The sequence below is a fragment of the Bacillus sp. SIMBA_026 genome (genome assembly GCF_046535335.1).
Taxonomy (GTDB): Bacteria; Bacillota; Bacilli; order Bacillales; family Bacillaceae; genus Bacillus; species Bacillus velezensis.
Window position 1 is genome coordinate 442467 of sequence record NZ_JAWRWX010000001.1, and the last position, 15533, is coordinate 457999.

A 15533-nucleotide genomic window follows, 5' to 3' on the forward strand; every position below is an offset into this window, starting at 1 on the left:
AATGCGATAATTCAAAATACTTTATAAAATCATTATTCTTATCAAGAGCAGGCAGAGGGACGAGCCCGATGAAGCCCGGCAACCGACTGATAAAGCACGGTGCTAATTCTTGCAGCAGGAGCTGAGAGATAAGATTCGGACATAACACGAAGCCTCTTTCTGCTCATACGGAAGAGGTTTTTTTATGTTTTGCGAAAGAAAGAGAGGCGTTCACGCATGAGCGAAGTATTGGCAACATATCTTCTGACAGACACAACGGACAGTGAAAAGCGGGCGGAACAGATTGCGGCGGGGCTGACAGTAGGCTCCTGGACTGACCTGCCTCTGGTGAAGCAGGAACAGCTCAGAAAACATAAAGGGCGGGTCGTAAAAGTTGAGGAGAAAGAAGGAACCTCAGAAAACGAAACACAATCCGTCATCACCATCGCCTATCCCGAGGCGAACTTTTCAAGAGATATTCCGGCCGTCCTGACGACGGTATTCGGAAAGCTGTCACTGGACGGAAAAATAAAATTGACTGATCTTGAATTTTCCGAAGGGTTTAAACGCTCCCTTCCCGGGCCGAAATTCGGTATATACGGCATCCGCAAACTGCTGGGCGAATTTGAAAGACCGCTTCTGATGAGCATATTTAAAGGCGTGATCGGACGGGATCTCGCCGACATTAAAGAACAGCTCAGACAGCAGGCGCTCGGCGGCGTGGATCTGATTAAAGATGACGAAATTTTCTTTGAAAATGAACTGGCTCCGTTTGAAACCCGCATTATCGAAGGAAAACAAGTCCTGAAGGAAACCCGGGAGGAGACGGGGCATAAAACGCTGTATGCCGTAAACCTTACGGGAAGGACGGCTGAATTGCGGGATAAAGCGAGGCGCGCGGCAGAACTCGGGGCGGACGCCCTTTTATTGAATGTGTTCGCTTACGGTTTAGATGTGATGCAGAGCCTTGCTGAAGACAGGGAAATCCCGCTTCCGATCATGGCGCATCCGGCAGTCAGCGGCGCGTTCACATCATCTCCCGTTTACGGCTTGTCGCATGCGCTTTTGCTCGGCAAGCTGAACCGCTATTGCGGCGCTGATTTCAGTTTATTTCCGTCACCTTACGGATCCGTTGCTCTTCCGAAGGAGTCCGCACTTGCAATCCATGATGAATGTGTAAAAGACGATGTCTTTCATCCGTCGTTTGCCGTCCCGTCAGCAGGCATTCACCCCGGTATGGTGCCATTATTGATGCGCGATTTCGGCATCGATCACATCATCAATGCCGGCGGAGGCATTCACGGCCATCCGAAAGGAGCCGAGGGCGGCGGAAGAGCGTTCCGCGCCATCATTGATGCGGTGCTTGAAGCGCAGCCGATTGAAGAAAAAGCCGCGTCGTGCAAAGATCTTCAGCTCGCATTAGACAAATGGGGAAGGGTGGAAGCCGTATGACCCGCACGCCGCTGATTATTTGTGATTTCGACGGAACGGTCACCATGAACGACAACATTGTCAGCATGATGAAAGAATTCGCGCCTCCTGAGTGGCTTGAAATAAAAGACGGTGTTCTGTCTAAAAGCATATCAATCCAAGAAGGAGTCGGACGGATGTTCGGACTGCTGCCGAGCAGCTTAAAAGAAGAACTGACCGGCTTTATCCTGAAGGATGCGAAAATACGGGACGGCTTTTTGGATTTTGTCTCGTTTGTCCGGTCAAACGGCCTCCCGTTTTATATCGTAAGCGGGGGAATGGACTTTTTTGTGCATCCGCTTTTGGAAGGGATCGTAGAAAAGGAGCGGATTTTCTGCAATCATGCATCCTTTGACAATGAATATATTCATATAGACTGGCCGCACGCCTGTGACGGAGACTGTACCAATCAATGCGGCTGCTGCAAACCGTCAGTCATCCGGAAGCTATCCGATCAGCAGAAATTTCTCGTTATGATCGGTGATTCGGTCACGGATGTCGAGGCTGCAAAGTTATCCGATATGTGCTTTGCGAGAGATTATCTTTTGACTGAATGCAAAGAACTCGGTCTCCGGCATCTGCCTTTTCAAGATTTTCATGAGGTGAAAACAGGCATTGAAAACATCGGGGAGGTGCAGGCATGGCTGCAAAAGAAGAACGCTGGCGCGAACTTGCCGAGGTAAAACGCGAGCTGGCCGAAAGAGACTGGTTCCCGGCAACGAGCGGGAATCTTTCCATCAAAGTATCCGACGCGCCGCTGACTTTTCTCGTTACGGCGAGCGGAAAAGACAAACGAAAAGAAACAGACGAAGATTTTCTCTTAATCGATGAGTATGGTAAGCCCGCTGAGACCGGCCATTCTTTAAAACCCTCAGCGGAAACGCTTCTCCATACTTACTTATACCAAAAGACAGACGCCGGCTGCTGTCTGCATGTCCATACCGTCAATAATAATGTCATCTCAGAGCTTTACGGGGATGAAAAACAAATCACTTTTCAGGGGCAGGAGATGATTAAGGCGCTCGGATTATGGGAGGAAAACGCGTCCGTGACCGTTCCGATCATTGACAATCCGGCGCACATCCCGGCATTGGCCGAAAACTTCGCACACCATGCGGACGCCGGATCAGGCGCGGTATTAATCCGCAATCACGGCATTACGGCATGGGGGCGGACCGCATTTGAAGCGAAAAGGGTGCTGGAAGCCTATGAATTTTTATTCAGCTGTCACCTCAAGCTTCTGTCACTTCGTCCGCAGCTGGTAAAATAAAAGGAGGAATAGAAAATGGCGACCATCAGAATTCATGACGAAAAGAATACGCTTATTGAAAAACAGGAAGAAGTAGCGCGCTTCTTAGACGAACAAGAGGTGATCTATGAGCAGTGGAACATTGAAAAACTTCCGTCTGGGCTTTCGGAAAAATACGATCTAACCGAAGATGAAAAAGAACGGATTCTCGCGGCGTTTGACACGGAGATTCAGGACATTTCAGCCCGGCGCGGATATCAGTCTCAGGATGTTATTTCTTTATCAGATACCACGCCGAATCTTGATGATTTATTAAAAAATTTCCAAAGAGAACATCACCACACGGATGATGAAGTCCGCTTTATCGTCAGCGGACACGGCATCTTCGTCATTCAAGGCAAAGACGGCACATTTTTCGACGTCCGTTTAAATCCGGGAGATTTGATTTCAGTTCCGGAGAACATCCGCCACTACTTTACGCTTCAGGAAGACCGCCGGGTCGTCGCAATCCGAATCTTCGTGACGACTGAGGGCTGGGTGCCGATTTACGAGAATGAAAGTGTGCAAAACTGATAGACGCCCGAACCTCTCATGCCCCGCCGGCATGAGAGGTTTTTTATTGTAATGTAAAGTCAGCTGTAGCTGTTTTTTAAATCTTGAATTGAATATGCCGCATTCTGTTTATATCATTACCCGAATGGGTATTATTCTCGTATTCATGCAAAGATTCCAATACGAAATGAAAAAATAAGTTATTTAGTAAAAAAATGTTTACAAATAAAGTATAATCTGTAATAATGCTCAATAACCCAATCAAACTTGTTTCCTATTCTTTTAGCGGTGAGGGGTGAAGTGAATGGGCAGTTATTCTGAACAAGAAAAATTGCTTGTATCTATTGATAAAAAAAGAAAAATGATGATAGATGCGGCTAACAGGCAAGGGTTTACAGGATATGACACGATCAGGCACAGCCAGGAACTGGACTGTCTGATGAACGCGTATCAGCAGCTGGTAAACCGTGATCGCACACATCACCAAGGAATACAGGGCCTTGTGAAGAAAATAGGCTTGTTCTCCCGCGGTGACGTCATGCCTGCATATGAAGCAAACAAATGATTGATGATAAAACAGATAACGAAGACTGAATGCGCTTCCTGATCAAGCGCCGCATCCGAAAGATGACCGCGTACTGTCAGCACATTTTTCCGCTGGCACGGCTCACGAAGCGCCTCGTACTATCTGCCGGCCATGATGCCGTTCCTCTGGTATATCCTCTTACACATATTCTTCTTTAAATGAAAAACACCCCGATCCAGGGTGTTTTTTTCATCGAGAAGCGGCAGGGAGGGTAATGGTGACCTCTGTGCCCTTATCGACTTCGCTTTGAATGTCAATTGAACCGCCGTACATCAGCATGATTCGTTTACATACGACAAGGCCGAGGCCGGTGCCTTTTTCCTTTGACGTTACAAACGGAAGAAAAATGTGTTCAAGCATATCTTCAGAAATGCCCATTCCGTTGTCGGCCACCTTAATGACTGCTTTATGATCGCGGGCTTCTAAATAGATGGACAGCCGGCCGCCTTCCTGCATGGATTCCAACGCGTTTTTCGCGACATTTAAAATCACCTGTTTAATATGGTCTTTCGTGCAGTTGACCTTGAGCGGCCGATTGACGAGAATCTCCACATTCACTTCCACATTATACAGATTCCCTTCAGAATAAATAATCGGCATAATCTCATCAAGAATATCCTGCAGCGAGTTCACTTCCAACCGTTCAGCAGTGGGTTTTCCAAGCACTAAAAACTCACTGACAATCTGATTGATCCGTTTAATCTCCTGCTCAATAATTGAGAAATACAGCTGATCTTCCTCCGATTTGTATTTTTTCTGCAAAAGCTGAATGAAGCCGCTGATCCCTGTAAGCGGGTTGCGGATTTCATGGGCGGTGCTGGCGGCAAGCGTTCCGATCAGCTCCAATTTCTGCGCTTCATTTTGAGCGCGCTCCAGCTGGGTCTTGCGCTTAAGCAGATAATATTGAACGAGAATGAACAGAATATTCAGCAGCACGGCAATACTGGACATCGGCAGCAGCACGCTTTTGGTCAGCTCATTCAGCTCAACCGGTTTCGGATAAACATTGATATTCCAATTAATATCATCCAGATAGCCGCTGACCGGTTTCACACCTTCTGATTGATCAGCCCGTCCGCTGGCAAATATCACTTTATTCTGATTGGTTGCCTTGACATAAACGTCAGGGCTCAGCATATTGATCATATTTCTCAAATAATCGACTTGTATGGCGGCTACTAAATAATCTGTGACTTCCCGTTTTGCGTCTAACACCGGCACGCAGATCGTGAAGATGCGCTGGCCTGTAATTCTGCTGGAGTAGTCATTTGTGATGACCGTTTTTTTCGTCTTTTTCGCCTTCGTAAAATACGGTCTGTCGGCCAAATTCACCTTTGATTTCAGATCAGTCGTGCTTGCGATGACATCACCTTTGGAATTCAGCATATACAGTCCGCTGAATCTGGGTTCATCCTCAAAAGCCTGATCGAGAATGTCAATGATCTTTTCTTCATTGACAGGCTTATCGACAGCGATCGCAAGTGTTGTCATCCGGGCTGTTGTTTCACCGATTAAATAATTGAGCTTATTGCGGTGAAGGTTGAGCATCATACTGGCTTCCTGTATGTGTTTATCGGCTATTTTCTGCTTTTCTTTTTCATAAATGAAAAAGCTGATAATAAGTGCCGGGATGATCACCAATATGAGATAAAGCTTGATCTTTCCCCGGGCACCTTTAAATGTATTCACTCTGCATCGCTCCAACATTACACTTGAATAGAGGTATTATATCATCTTTATACTTCTTTAATAAGAAAAAATAACCAAAATGATAGAAAAACAAATTATTTTATTAAGGTCAGACAAAAAGAAGAGAAATTTTGGAAACATTTTTGTTGACATTTTTCATTTTGTTTATTAATGTTTCTCTGTAACGGTTTCTTTTGTAAAAGGATGATTGAATGTATGACGGATAAAACAGAAAACTCATTGAAATTATTTATTGTACTGTCACGTGCGTACCGATCTATTAACGACCATATGAATAAACATATTCATAAGCACGGTCTGAACCCGACGGAATTTGCGGTGCTTGAGCTGCTGTACCACAAAGGCAACCAGCCGCTTCAGCAGATCGGCGACAAAATTTTATTAGCGAGCGGAAGTATTACATACGTTGTTGACAAATTAGAGAAAAAAGAACTTCTCATCAGAAAAGCCTCGCCGACTGACAGAAGAGTGACTTTCGCGCAGATTTCTGAAAAGGGAATCCGTCTTTTGGACGATATTTTCCCTGATCATGCTGAAGAAATTAAGGAAATGATCAGTGTGCTGAGTGATGAAGAGATAGAAATGTGTACGGAAATGCTGAAAAGAGTGGGGTTAAACGCAAAACATTTTCATCAGAAATAAAAAAGGAAGCCATTTGAAAGGCTTCCTTTTTTATATTACTGATTTTGGTCAGTCGCGGCGTTTCTAGGCTGTATCAATACCTCGACGCGCCTGTTTTTGCTGCGCCCTTCAGCGGTTTTGTTCGACACGGCCGGTTTATACTCTCCGAAACCTTTGGCGCTGAATACTTTTGCGTCAAGTTTCGGGTTTTCTGTCAGAATAGCCATGAAGTTGACGGCCCGCATGACGCTTAAATGCCAGTTAGATTGATATTGTGAGTTTTTAATCGGCACATTGTCCGTATGTCCGCTGATGATAATGTTCCTCGGCGGATTCAGAACAAGGAGATTCGAGATTTCCTTGGCAAGCGGAATATCTTCCTGACGGATATCCGCCCGTCCGGAATCAAAAAAGATACTGTCTTTAATGGTAATTAAGAGTCCTTCTTTAGTCAGCTTTGTTTCCAGCTGAGTTTCAAGCTTTTTATTTTTTATAAATTGATTGACTTGCTTTTGCACGCCTTCAAGTTCTTCGCGGTCGGCTGCTTCTCTTTCTTTCTTTTTCTGTTCTTTATCTTTTTCCTTGTCTTTTTTTAACTGATCAACGCCGTCTTTTTCGTTTTCAGGAGGGGTGACGCTTGAATATTCAAGAACACCCGTGCCTCCGGTAAACACGGCGTTAAATGATTTAGACAGCATTTGGAATTTCGCCGCATCGACCGAGCTCATGGCGAACAATACAATGAACAGAGCCAAAAGAAGGGTGAGCAAATCCGCGTACGGGATCAGCCAAGACTCATCCACATGCTCGTCATCATGCTTCTTCTTCTTTTTTCTCGCCATTGTTTGCCTCTCCTTCTTGTTCAGCGACTTTTGCGCGTTCATTCGCAGGAAGATACATGAGAAGTTTTTGTTCGATCACTTTAGGGGCCTGTCCTTCAAGCACTGACAGAACGCCTTCGATCATGATTTCACGCAGTTTGACTTCCTGCTTTGATTTGCGTTTCAGTTTGTTGGCGAAGGGATGCCATAGTACATATCCTGTGAAAATCCCGAGAAGGGTGGCGACAAACGCCGCACTGATGGCATGTCCGAGCGCCTCGGTATTGTTCATGTTGGAAAGAGCGGCGATAAGGCCGATGACCGCACCCAAAACGCCGAGTGTCGGCGCATATGTGCCGGCTTGTGTAAAGATGGCTGCGCCGGCCTGGTGTCTGTCTTCCATCGCTTCAACTTCCTCAGTCATAATATCTCTGATAAATTCTGCGCTTTGTCCGTCAACCGCCATGCTCAGGCCGTTTTTCAAAAATGCGTCATCCACGTCTTCAATGCTTGCTTCCAATGCGAGCAGACCTTCACGTCTGGCGATTTGCGCCCATTGAGAGAACATAGGAATTAATTGCGCAATTGTCAGCTGTTTGTTTTCTTTAAACAGCACTTTAAAAAGGGCAGGCACTTTTTTGATTTCTTTTCCGGGGAATGCGATGATCACCGCAGAAATCGTACCGAACAAAATAATCAGAATAGCTGCCGGGTTAGCGAGTGCGCTTAAGCTGACCCCTTTCAGCACCATGCCCACGCTTAAAGCAATCAAGGCGAGGATGATACCGATAATCGATGTTTTATCCATAGTTTTCACCAAATCCTTTATACTAGCTTTCTATGGTTAATATCGGTGGCAGTGCATGGAACTTTAGGGTGATTGAGAAATTGTTCCCGAATTCTTCACAGTTTCTCCCTTCCGGCATGGAGATAGAAACAAAAAAGCGGCTCCCCGCGAGGAGGGAACCGCTTTTTTCTTATTGTGCCCGGACTTTGATGCCGTCCTCTTCCATTACGACATGGAAGGCTTTTATTTCGTTGTCATCCAATAAGAGATCTGTCATTTCGTCCTCGATCAATTCTTGGATGGTTCTTCTGAGCGGGCGTGCTCCGAAAGCTGGGTGGTAGCCGATTTCAGCGATTTTTTCTTTCGCATCATCGGTGACGTTCAGGCTGATGCCGCGCTCTTTTAATGTGTCTTCAAGCTCTGTGAGAAGCAGGCTGACGATTTTCACGAGATGTTCTTTTTTCAGGGATTGGAATTCAATAATGCTGTCAAACCGGTTTAAAAACTCCGGTTTGAAGAACGCGCTCAGTGAATCAATCAGCGTTTGTTCTTCCAGGACGCTCTCTTCAGATTGGAATCCCACTTTCACCTGTTTTTCGCCGGTTCCAGCGTTGCTTGTCATAATCAAAACGGTATCTTTGAAGCTGACCGTTCTGCCCTGGCTGTCTGTCAGACGGCCGTCCTCCATAATCTGCAGAAACATATGCTGGACATCAGGGTGGGCTTTTTCAATCTCATCGAGCAGCACGATGCTGTACGGATTGCGGCGCACTTTTTCCGTTAATTGCCCGGCTTCATCGTGTCCGACATATCCCGGCGGTGAACCGATTATTTTTGATACGGCGTGTTTTTCCATGTATTCACTCATATCGAGACGGATAATGGAATCTTTTGTACCGAACAGTTCATCTGCGAGTGTCTTTGATAACTCGGTTTTTCCGACTCCGGTCGGTCCGACAAAGAGGAAGGAGCCGACAGGTCTGTTTTTGGATTTTAAGCCGGCGCGGCTTCGTCTGACCGCTTTCGCCACTTTTTTCACGGCTTTTTCCTGACCGATGACGCGCTGATGAAGATGCTCTTCAAGTTCCTTCATTTTGACTTGTTCATCAGCCTGGAGTTTTCCGACCGGAATGCCTGTTTTCTGTTCAATGATGGCTTGAATATGCTCCGCCCCGATTTCAGGTGAAGAGGCCGGTGTTTCATGCGCCAGCTGCTTTTCCAACGCCGCTTCTTCATCACGCAGTTTCGCGGCAAGCTCATAATTTTCTTCATGAAGCGCTTTTGTTTTCTCCGCGTCAATTGCTTTGAGTCTCTCAGCCGCATCTTCTTCATTTACGGTATCAAGCTCCAAGTTCGCCTTAGAGCCGGCTTCATCTAATAAGTCGATCGCTTTATCCGGCAGGTGGCGGTCCTGAATGTAACGGGATGAAAGCGTAACACAGGCGTTTATCGCTTCATTGCTGAATGTGACGCCGTGATATTTCTCGTATTTATCTTTAATGCCTTCCAGAATGCTGATGGCTTGTTCTATTGTAGGCTCGTGAACCATGACAGGCTGGAAGCGTCTTTCAAGCGCCGCATCTTTTTCAATCTGGCGGTACTCTTTCAGCGTTGTCGCCCCGATGACCTGCAGCTCGCCTCTGGCAAGCGCCGGTTTCAGGATGTTCCCGGCATCCATTGATCCCTCGGCAGAGCCGGCGCCTACAAGAAGGTGAATCTCATCAATGAACAAGATAACGTTTTTCCGTTCTTTTAATTCGTTCATTAATTGTTTCATTCTTTCTTCAAACTGGCCTCTGATCCCTGTATTGGCGACGAGAGAAGCGACGTCAAGCAGGTAAAGCTCTTTGTTTTTCAATTTGTTCGGCACATCGCCCTCAGCGATTTTAAGCGCGAGGCCTTCTGCAATAGCCGTTTTACCGACGCCCGGCTCACCGATCAGCACCGGATTGTTTTTATTCCGGCGGTTCAAAATTTCAATTACACGCGCCACTTCATTATCGCGGCCGATCACAGGGTCAATCAGACCTGCTTTTGCGCCGTTTGTGACGTTTTGAGCGAGCTCGTCGAGCAGGCCTTTTTCAGGGCCGGCCTGCTGTTTATTTTGATTGGGAGCGAAACCTTGCTCAAACGGGAACCCGAATGATTGCGGCCCCATGCTCATAGACGGTTTTCGGGTTAATTCTGTATAACATGTTTCACATAAAACGAATTGTTTTTGAATGGAATTGACTTGCATGTTCAGGCGAATCGTCGCCTCGTTTTTCTGACAATGTTGACAACGCATTTGCCAAAACCTCCTTGAAAAATGTTTGATCATCTTTGACCAAATGGATTAGAAAATAAGGTCTTAACTTTGACCTTCTTTGATTAATAGTATACTCTGACCTTCTTTGACTTTCAAGTGTTTTGTTTCAAACCCCGAAAAATAAATGTTTACAGCATGATAAGTGATATTTGCGTGGTCTGATTATCTTTGACCAATATAGTCAGAAAGGAAATGAAATGCTTTGACCTTTCTTGATGAAGAGTATACGCCGGCCCTTTTTTTCTTTCAATATTTTTGCTTAGAGGAGAGAGCTGAATCTGTTTTCTCCAGGGAAGTACGATTTGTTCGTCTTTTCGGGCGACTTGTCTCATAAGCATATATAAAGGCCTGGACAAATCTGCGCTTAGCCGGAGGGTGAAATGGGACAAACAAAAGGTTCTGCAAGTCAGCTTGCATTTGTATACGTAGGCACGGTTGTAGGAGCCGGTTTTGCCACGGGAAGGGAAATCGTTGAGTTTTTTCTGAAGTTTGGCTGGATCGGTCTGTTCGGTATCGTGGTAAGCGGTCTGATGTTTACATATTTAGGCGCCAAAATCATGATCATTTCCAAACGGATTCACGCAGCATCTTATCAGGAATTGAACACATATTTATTCGGCCAGTCCATCGGCCGCGCCGTAAACATGTTTATGATGTTTATATTGCTGGGAGTGACCTCTGTCATGCTGTCCGGAGCGGGAGCGCTGTTTCATGAACAGCTTGGCTGGCCCGCACAAGCCGGGATCCTTCTGACGATCGTACTGAGCTTTGCCGTCATGACAAGCGGCGTTAAAGGTGTGTTCGGCGTCAATATATTGGTTGTGCCGCTTTTAATTTCTTTCTCTTTTATCGTGACAGCTGATTCATTTGTATTTACAAGCACGAGAAACGCGGACGAATGGGTATGGCCTGACAAGTGGAATTGGCTTTTGTCCGCCGTCTCTTACGGCGCGTTAAATTTATCGCTCGCCCAAGCCGTCCTTGTGCCGCTTGCGAATGAAATGTCTTCAGAGAAGGTGATCAGAAGGGGGGCTTATATAGGCGGCATTCTGTTGACACTGGTGCTTGCCGCGAGCTTTTTATCATTATCGGTGCTGCCGGATGTGCTGGAGTTTGACATTCCGATGGCTCAAGTTGTCTATTCGTATTCGCGTTCGCTTCATATCATTTATTTGTTTATTATTTTCGGGGAAGTGTTTACGTCGGTCATCGGCAATTTATACGGATTGGAAAAACAATTAAACAGTTTTCTTCATATAAGAAGTACATATATTTACGGCGGCATTTTGGCGTTTGCTTTCATTATCAGCCAAATCGGCTACGGACAGCTGATTTCCACCGTTTATCCGGTGTTTGGATATGTGAGCCTCGCTTTCATCGGCGCATTGATTTGCAAAAAAATCCCGAAAGAAAAATAAGGATATAAGGAAAATGTCTGTATTTTTTGGGAATTCCCCTTCTTTTTTCCTGGCATTTCTGTATAATGAATTGGGAAATGATGGGGAGGAGTAAGAGATGAAAGCTCGACGTGTATTATTGGGATTTATTTTTATTTGTATCGGCATTGCGTTTTTTTTACAGAAGGCGGGAGTTATACATATATCCGCAGGTTCGGCGTGGCCGTTTCTTTTCATTATAATGTCCGCAGGGTTTCACGCCGGATTTATTTTTGCGAAAAAAACGCCTGACCAGGCGGGACTGCTCGTTCCGGGCGGTATGTTTCTTGTGCTGGGCTGCCTGTTTTGTTTTGAAACGGCAACAGGATGGACGTATTCAGGCGTGACGTGGCCTGTTTATATATGGGCGCCTGCTCTCGGTCTGTTTGAGCTGTGGTATTTCGGCGGGAGGAAGTTAGGTGTCTTGATTCCTGCTTTCATCCTGACTGCCGTGGGAGCACTATGCTTTGCCGGTATGCTGATGCCGGGGCTGTGGCCGCTTTTGATCATCGCAGCCGCGCTTTTGTTTCACGCCGCTGCCTTTACGCAACCGAAAAAAAGATCGGGCCTTCTTATTCCGGGCGGCATTTTGCTTGTGACGGGCGGGTTGTTATGGTTTGAAACGCTGACGGATTGGACATACGCAAATGTGACATCGCCTGTCTACCTCTTTGCCGTTGCGTTCGGCCTGTTTGAAGCCTGGCTGTTCGGCAGAAGGCAAAGAGGGCTTTTGACTGCTGCTGCGGTTCTGTGCGCCGCGGGCATTTTCGCCATATTCACCAATGCAAATGAAGTCATCAGCGAACGCGGCTGGCCCGCTCTCATTCTTTTGCTGGGCGCCGCTTTTCACATTCCGATTTTCGGCCCGAAACCTGTCAAAAACGCGGGGCTTCTCGTACCGGGCGGCATCTTATTGATTACGGGGATCTTGTTTGTCTTTGAAACGGCAACCAATTGGTCCTACTCCGGTGTGACATGGCCTGTTTATCTGCTTGCAACGGCATTCGGTTTATTTGAGCTGTGGCTGTTCGGCGGGAAAGAGAAGGCGCTGCTCATCCCGGTTGCGGTGCTGACCTTGACGGCACTTTGCTTTATGATGACGAATCAGCCGATCATTCCGGTTTCTGTTTTCTGGCCTGCTTTATTTGTTCTGATCGGGATTGCGCTGATGGTATTTCCGGGGAAAAAACGCGGGGCTTAAACCCGCTTTTGCAGCCTGACACAGGGTTCAGGCTGTTTTTTTATTGTCACGGGAAACAACATTATGGTATGATAGCAAAAGTGAAAAAAGAAGAAAATCCGTATTGATGCGGGAGAGGTTCTAGCTACACCCTCTATAAAAAACTAAGGACGAGCTGTATCCTTGGATACGGTTTTTTTATGTTTTTTAGGGCGCCTTCTCCGAAAAAGGCGCTTTTTTTATGGAATGATAGATAAGGGAGAGAAAGACATGAAAAAAGAAAAAGCAGTTGTGGTGTTCAGCGGAGGCCAAGACAGCACGACTTGTTTATTATGGGCTTTGCAAAACTTTGAAGAAGTGGAAACCGTTACATTCCATTATAATCAGCGTCACCAAGAAGAAATCGATGTGGCAAAATCAATTGCTGAAAAGCTCGGTGTCAAAAATCACTTGCTTGATATGTCTCTTTTAAACCAGCTCGCGCCGAATGCGCTGACAAGAGATGATATCGAAATTGAAGCGAAGGACGGGGAACTGCCGACAACCTTTGTACCGGGACGCAACCTTGTATTTTTATCCTTTGCATCGATTCTTGCATATCAAATCGGCGCGCGCCACATTATCACCGGTGTTTGCGAGACTGATTTCAGCGGCTACCCGGACTGCCGTGACGAGTTTGTCAAATCCTGCAACGTCACCGTCAACCTGGCGATGGAAAAGCCGTTCGTCATTCATACGCCGCTTATGTGGCTGAACAAAGCAGAAACGTGGAAACTTGCGGATGAGCTCGGCGCGCTTGATTTTGTAAAGAATAACACACTGACTTGCTATAACGGCATCATTGCGGACGGGTGCGGCGAATGCCCGGCATGTCTGCTCCGCAATAAAGGATATGATGAATATATGAAAATGAAAGGAGAGCGGAACTAATTGCTTTCTCAAATTTACCCGCAGGTTCAGCATCCTTATTCGTTTGAGTTGAATAAGGATATGCACATTTCAGCCGCGCACTTTATTCCCCGCGAAAGCGCCGGAGCGTGCAGCAGAGTCCACGGGCACACGTATACAGTAAATATTACAGTTGCGGGGGATGAACTGGACGATTCAGGCTTTCTCGTGAATTTCAGCGTGCTGAAGAAATTGGTGCACGGCGCTTACGATCATACATTGCTGAATGACCATGACGAATTTTCTGAAGATGACAGATATTCACTGCCGACGACCGAGGTCGTGGCCAAAACGATTTACGATAAGGTGCAGTCCTACCTTGAAACACTGGAGAATCAGCCGGTCTGCGTGCAGATTTTTGTCAGGGAAACCCCGACAAGCTATTGCGTATACCGCCCGAAAAAAGGTGATAGGAATGGCTAAAGGAATTCCGGTATTAGAAATTTTCGGACCGACGATACAAGGGGAGGGCATGGTTATCGGCCAGAAAACCATGTTCGTCCGCACGGCGGGCTGCGACTACTCCTGCAGCTGGTGCGACTCCGCTTTTACATGGGACGGCTCAGCCAAAAAAGATATCCGCTGGATGACGGCGGAAGACATTTACCGCGCGCTGAGAGAAATCGGCGGAGACGCCTTTTCCCATGTCACCATCTCAGGAGGAAACCCGGCGCTGTTAAAGCAGCTTGACGCGCTGATTCTGCTGCTGAAAGAGCACGGGGTGCGCGCCGCATTAGAAACGCAGGGAACGGTCTATCAGGAGTGGTTCACAATGATTAACGACCTGACGATTTCACCGAAGCCGCCAAGTTCGGGGATGACAACCGATTTTGCAAAGCTCGATCACATTGTGTCTTCGCTTGATGCGGCAGAAAGGCTTAACGCGGTCAGCTTAAAGGTCGTCATTTTTAATGATGAAGATCTGCAATTCGCGAAAAAAGTGCACAAGCGGTATCCCAATATCCCGTTTTATCTTCAGGTCGGAAACGATAACGTCCATACGACGGACGACCGGGCATTGATCGCACATCTGCTCGGAAAATACGAAACACTCGTTGATAAGGTTTCAGCCGATTCGGATCTGAATCTCGTCAGAGTCCTGCCACAGCTGCATACGCTGCTTTGGGGCAATAAACGGGGAGTTTAATAGAAAGGGAGATTTAAATGACTAGAAAAGAATCAGAATTAGAAGGAGTTACGCTCCTGGGGAATCAAGGGACAAACTATTTATTTGAATATGCGCCGGAGGTTTTGGAATCATTTCCGAATAAACACGTGAACCGTGATTATTTCGTTAAATTCAACTGCCCGGAATTTACGTCGCTTTGCCCGAAAACGGGACAGCCGGACTTCGCAACCATCTACATCAGCTATATTCCGGACGAAAAAATGGTGGAAAGCAAATCGCTGAAGCTGTATCTTTTCAGCTTCCGCAACCACGGAGATTTCCACGAGGACTGCATGAACATCATCATGAATGATTTGATCGAATTAATGGACCCCCGCTACATTGAAGTATGGGGCAAATTCACGCCAAGAGGCGGAATCTCGATTGACCCGTATACAAACTACGGCAGACCGGGAACAAAATATGAAAAAATGGCCGAACATCGGATGATGAATCATGATATGTACCCGGAGACGATTGATAATCGGTAATTATTCCGTTGTGTGATACGGAGTGTGAAACGAAGTGGAGTCACAGTAAAATCCGAACATTCAGTGCTGATTTTCAGCGAAATTGTGACCGAGTCACAGCGAAGTGTGACCTGAGGTGCAACCTGAACTGTGACTTTTATGCAGTGAAAAAATGATAGTACAGAAGCAGATTAAGGCGTACAATTTGTACGTCTTTTCTTTTTTATCCGAAAGAAAAAATGCCTATC

Annotated in this window: 16 protein-coding genes and 2 riboswitches; of the genes, 12 read left to right on the forward strand and 4 right to left on the reverse strand. The window is 46.3% G+C overall.

The window, feature by feature from the left end:
* The first annotated feature begins 35 nt into the window (after positions 1–35).
* Positions 36–135, forward strand: a riboswitch (SAM riboswitch).
* A gap of 81 nt (positions 136–216) precedes the next feature.
* The 5 genes from mtnW (at position 217) to spo0E (ending at position 3815) form a co-directional block, all read left to right on the forward strand.
* A complete protein-coding gene (gene mtnW, locus SB847_RS02465; protein WP_015388316.1) occupies positions 217–1431 on the forward strand; it encodes a 2,3-diketo-5-methylthiopentyl-1-phosphate enolase in 1215 nt (404 codons plus the stop codon).
* Positions 1428–2132 carry a 2-hydroxy-3-keto-5-methylthiopentenyl-1-phosphate phosphatase gene (gene mtnX / locus SB847_RS02470; RefSeq protein ID WP_082997922.1) on the forward strand — a complete coding sequence of 235 codons (705 nt, stop codon included), beginning with the start codon at positions 1428–1430 and terminating at the stop codon, positions 2130–2132. The genes mtnW and mtnX overlap by 4 nt, the downstream gene beginning before the upstream one ends.
* On the forward strand, positions 2090–2719 hold the full coding sequence (locus tag SB847_RS02475) for a methylthioribulose 1-phosphate dehydratase (protein WP_007610966.1): 630 nt from the start codon (positions 2090–2092) through the stop codon (positions 2717–2719). Before mtnX ends, SB847_RS02475 begins: the two co-directional genes overlap by 43 nt.
* A 15-nt stretch (positions 2720–2734) precedes the next feature.
* Positions 2735–3271 carry a 1,2-dihydroxy-3-keto-5-methylthiopentene dioxygenase gene (locus tag SB847_RS02480; RefSeq protein ID WP_101669615.1) on the forward strand — a complete coding sequence of 179 codons (537 nt, stop codon included), beginning with the start codon at positions 2735–2737 and terminating at the stop codon, positions 3269–3271.
* A gap of 283 nt (positions 3272–3554) precedes the next feature.
* Positions 3555–3815 (forward strand): aspartyl-phosphate phosphatase Spo0E, encoded by a 261-nt coding sequence (gene spo0E / locus SB847_RS02485; RefSeq protein ID WP_003154690.1) that lies wholly within the window; start codon positions 3555–3557, stop codon positions 3813–3815.
* Between the two features lie 210 nt (positions 3816–4025).
* On the opposite strand, the gene kinD is transcribed toward spo0E, so the two are convergent.
* Positions 4026–5543: a sporulation kinase KinD gene (gene kinD, locus SB847_RS02490; protein ID WP_410562580.1), complete on the reverse strand. Its 1518-nt coding sequence runs from the start codon at positions 5541–5543 to the stop codon at positions 4026–4028.
* 198 nt (positions 5544–5741) lie between these two features.
* Here kinD and mhqR point away from each other — a divergent pair, with 198 nt between their 5' ends.
* On the forward strand, positions 5742–6188 hold the full coding sequence (gene mhqR / locus SB847_RS02495; RefSeq protein ID WP_003154686.1) for a MarR family transcriptional regulator MhqR: 447 nt from the start codon (positions 5742–5744) through the stop codon (positions 6186–6188).
* A 35-nt stretch (positions 6189–6223) separates the two neighbouring features.
* On the opposite strand, the gene motB is transcribed toward mhqR, so the two are convergent.
* The 3 genes from motB to clpE all read right to left on the reverse strand — a co-directional run bounded on the left by motB (position 6224) and on the right by clpE (position 10062).
* A complete protein-coding gene (gene motB / locus SB847_RS02500) occupies positions 6224–7009 on the reverse strand; it encodes a flagellar motor protein MotB (RefSeq protein WP_003154685.1) in 786 nt (261 codons plus the stop codon).
* On the reverse strand, positions 6981–7796 hold the full coding sequence (gene motA / locus SB847_RS02505; protein WP_007408461.1) for a flagellar motor stator protein MotA: 816 nt from the start codon (positions 7794–7796) through the stop codon (positions 6981–6983). The genes motB and motA overlap by 29 nt, the downstream gene beginning before the upstream one ends.
* 169 nt (positions 7797–7965) lie before the next feature.
* On the reverse strand, positions 7966–10062 hold the full coding sequence (clpE, locus tag SB847_RS02510) for an ATP-dependent protease ATP-binding subunit ClpE (RefSeq protein ID WP_032874707.1): 2097 nt from the start codon (positions 10060–10062) through the stop codon (positions 7966–7968).
* Between the two features lie 401 nt (positions 10063–10463).
* Between clpE and SB847_RS02515 the strand changes: the two genes are divergently transcribed.
* From SB847_RS02515 to queF, 6 genes are all read left to right on the forward strand, one after another.
* The gene (locus SB847_RS02515) at positions 10464–11501 is read left to right on the forward strand and encodes a YkvI family membrane protein (protein ID WP_410562574.1); all 1038 of its coding nucleotides are present in this window, start codon (positions 10464–10466) and stop codon (positions 11499–11501) included.
* Positions 11502–11598: 97 nt separating this feature from the next.
* Entirely contained in the window at positions 11599–12720 is a 1122-nt protein-coding gene (locus SB847_RS02520; RefSeq protein WP_410562572.1) for a hypothetical protein, read from the forward strand.
* A 108-nt stretch (positions 12721–12828) separates the two neighbouring features.
* A riboswitch (PreQ1 riboswitch) is annotated at positions 12829–12873 on the forward strand.
* Positions 12874–12969: 96 nt separating this feature from the next.
* The gene (queC, locus tag SB847_RS02525) at positions 12970–13629 is read left to right on the forward strand and encodes a 7-cyano-7-deazaguanine synthase QueC (protein WP_003154679.1); all 660 of its coding nucleotides are present in this window, start codon (positions 12970–12972) and stop codon (positions 13627–13629) included.
* Positions 13630–14070, forward strand: a complete 441-nt coding sequence (queD, locus tag SB847_RS02530) for a 6-carboxytetrahydropterin synthase QueD (RefSeq protein WP_007611020.1) — start codon at positions 13630–13632, stop codon at positions 14068–14070.
* On the forward strand, positions 14063–14794 hold the full coding sequence (gene queE / locus SB847_RS02535; RefSeq protein ID WP_410562568.1) for a 7-carboxy-7-deazaguanine synthase QueE: 732 nt from the start codon (positions 14063–14065) through the stop codon (positions 14792–14794). The genes queD and queE overlap by 8 nt, the downstream gene beginning before the upstream one ends.
* 17 nt (positions 14795–14811) lie before the next feature.
* Positions 14812–15306 (forward strand): preQ(1) synthase, encoded by a 495-nt coding sequence (gene queF / locus SB847_RS02540; protein WP_003154673.1) that lies wholly within the window; start codon positions 14812–14814, stop codon positions 15304–15306.
* The last annotated feature ends 227 nt before the right edge of the window (positions 15307–15533 follow it).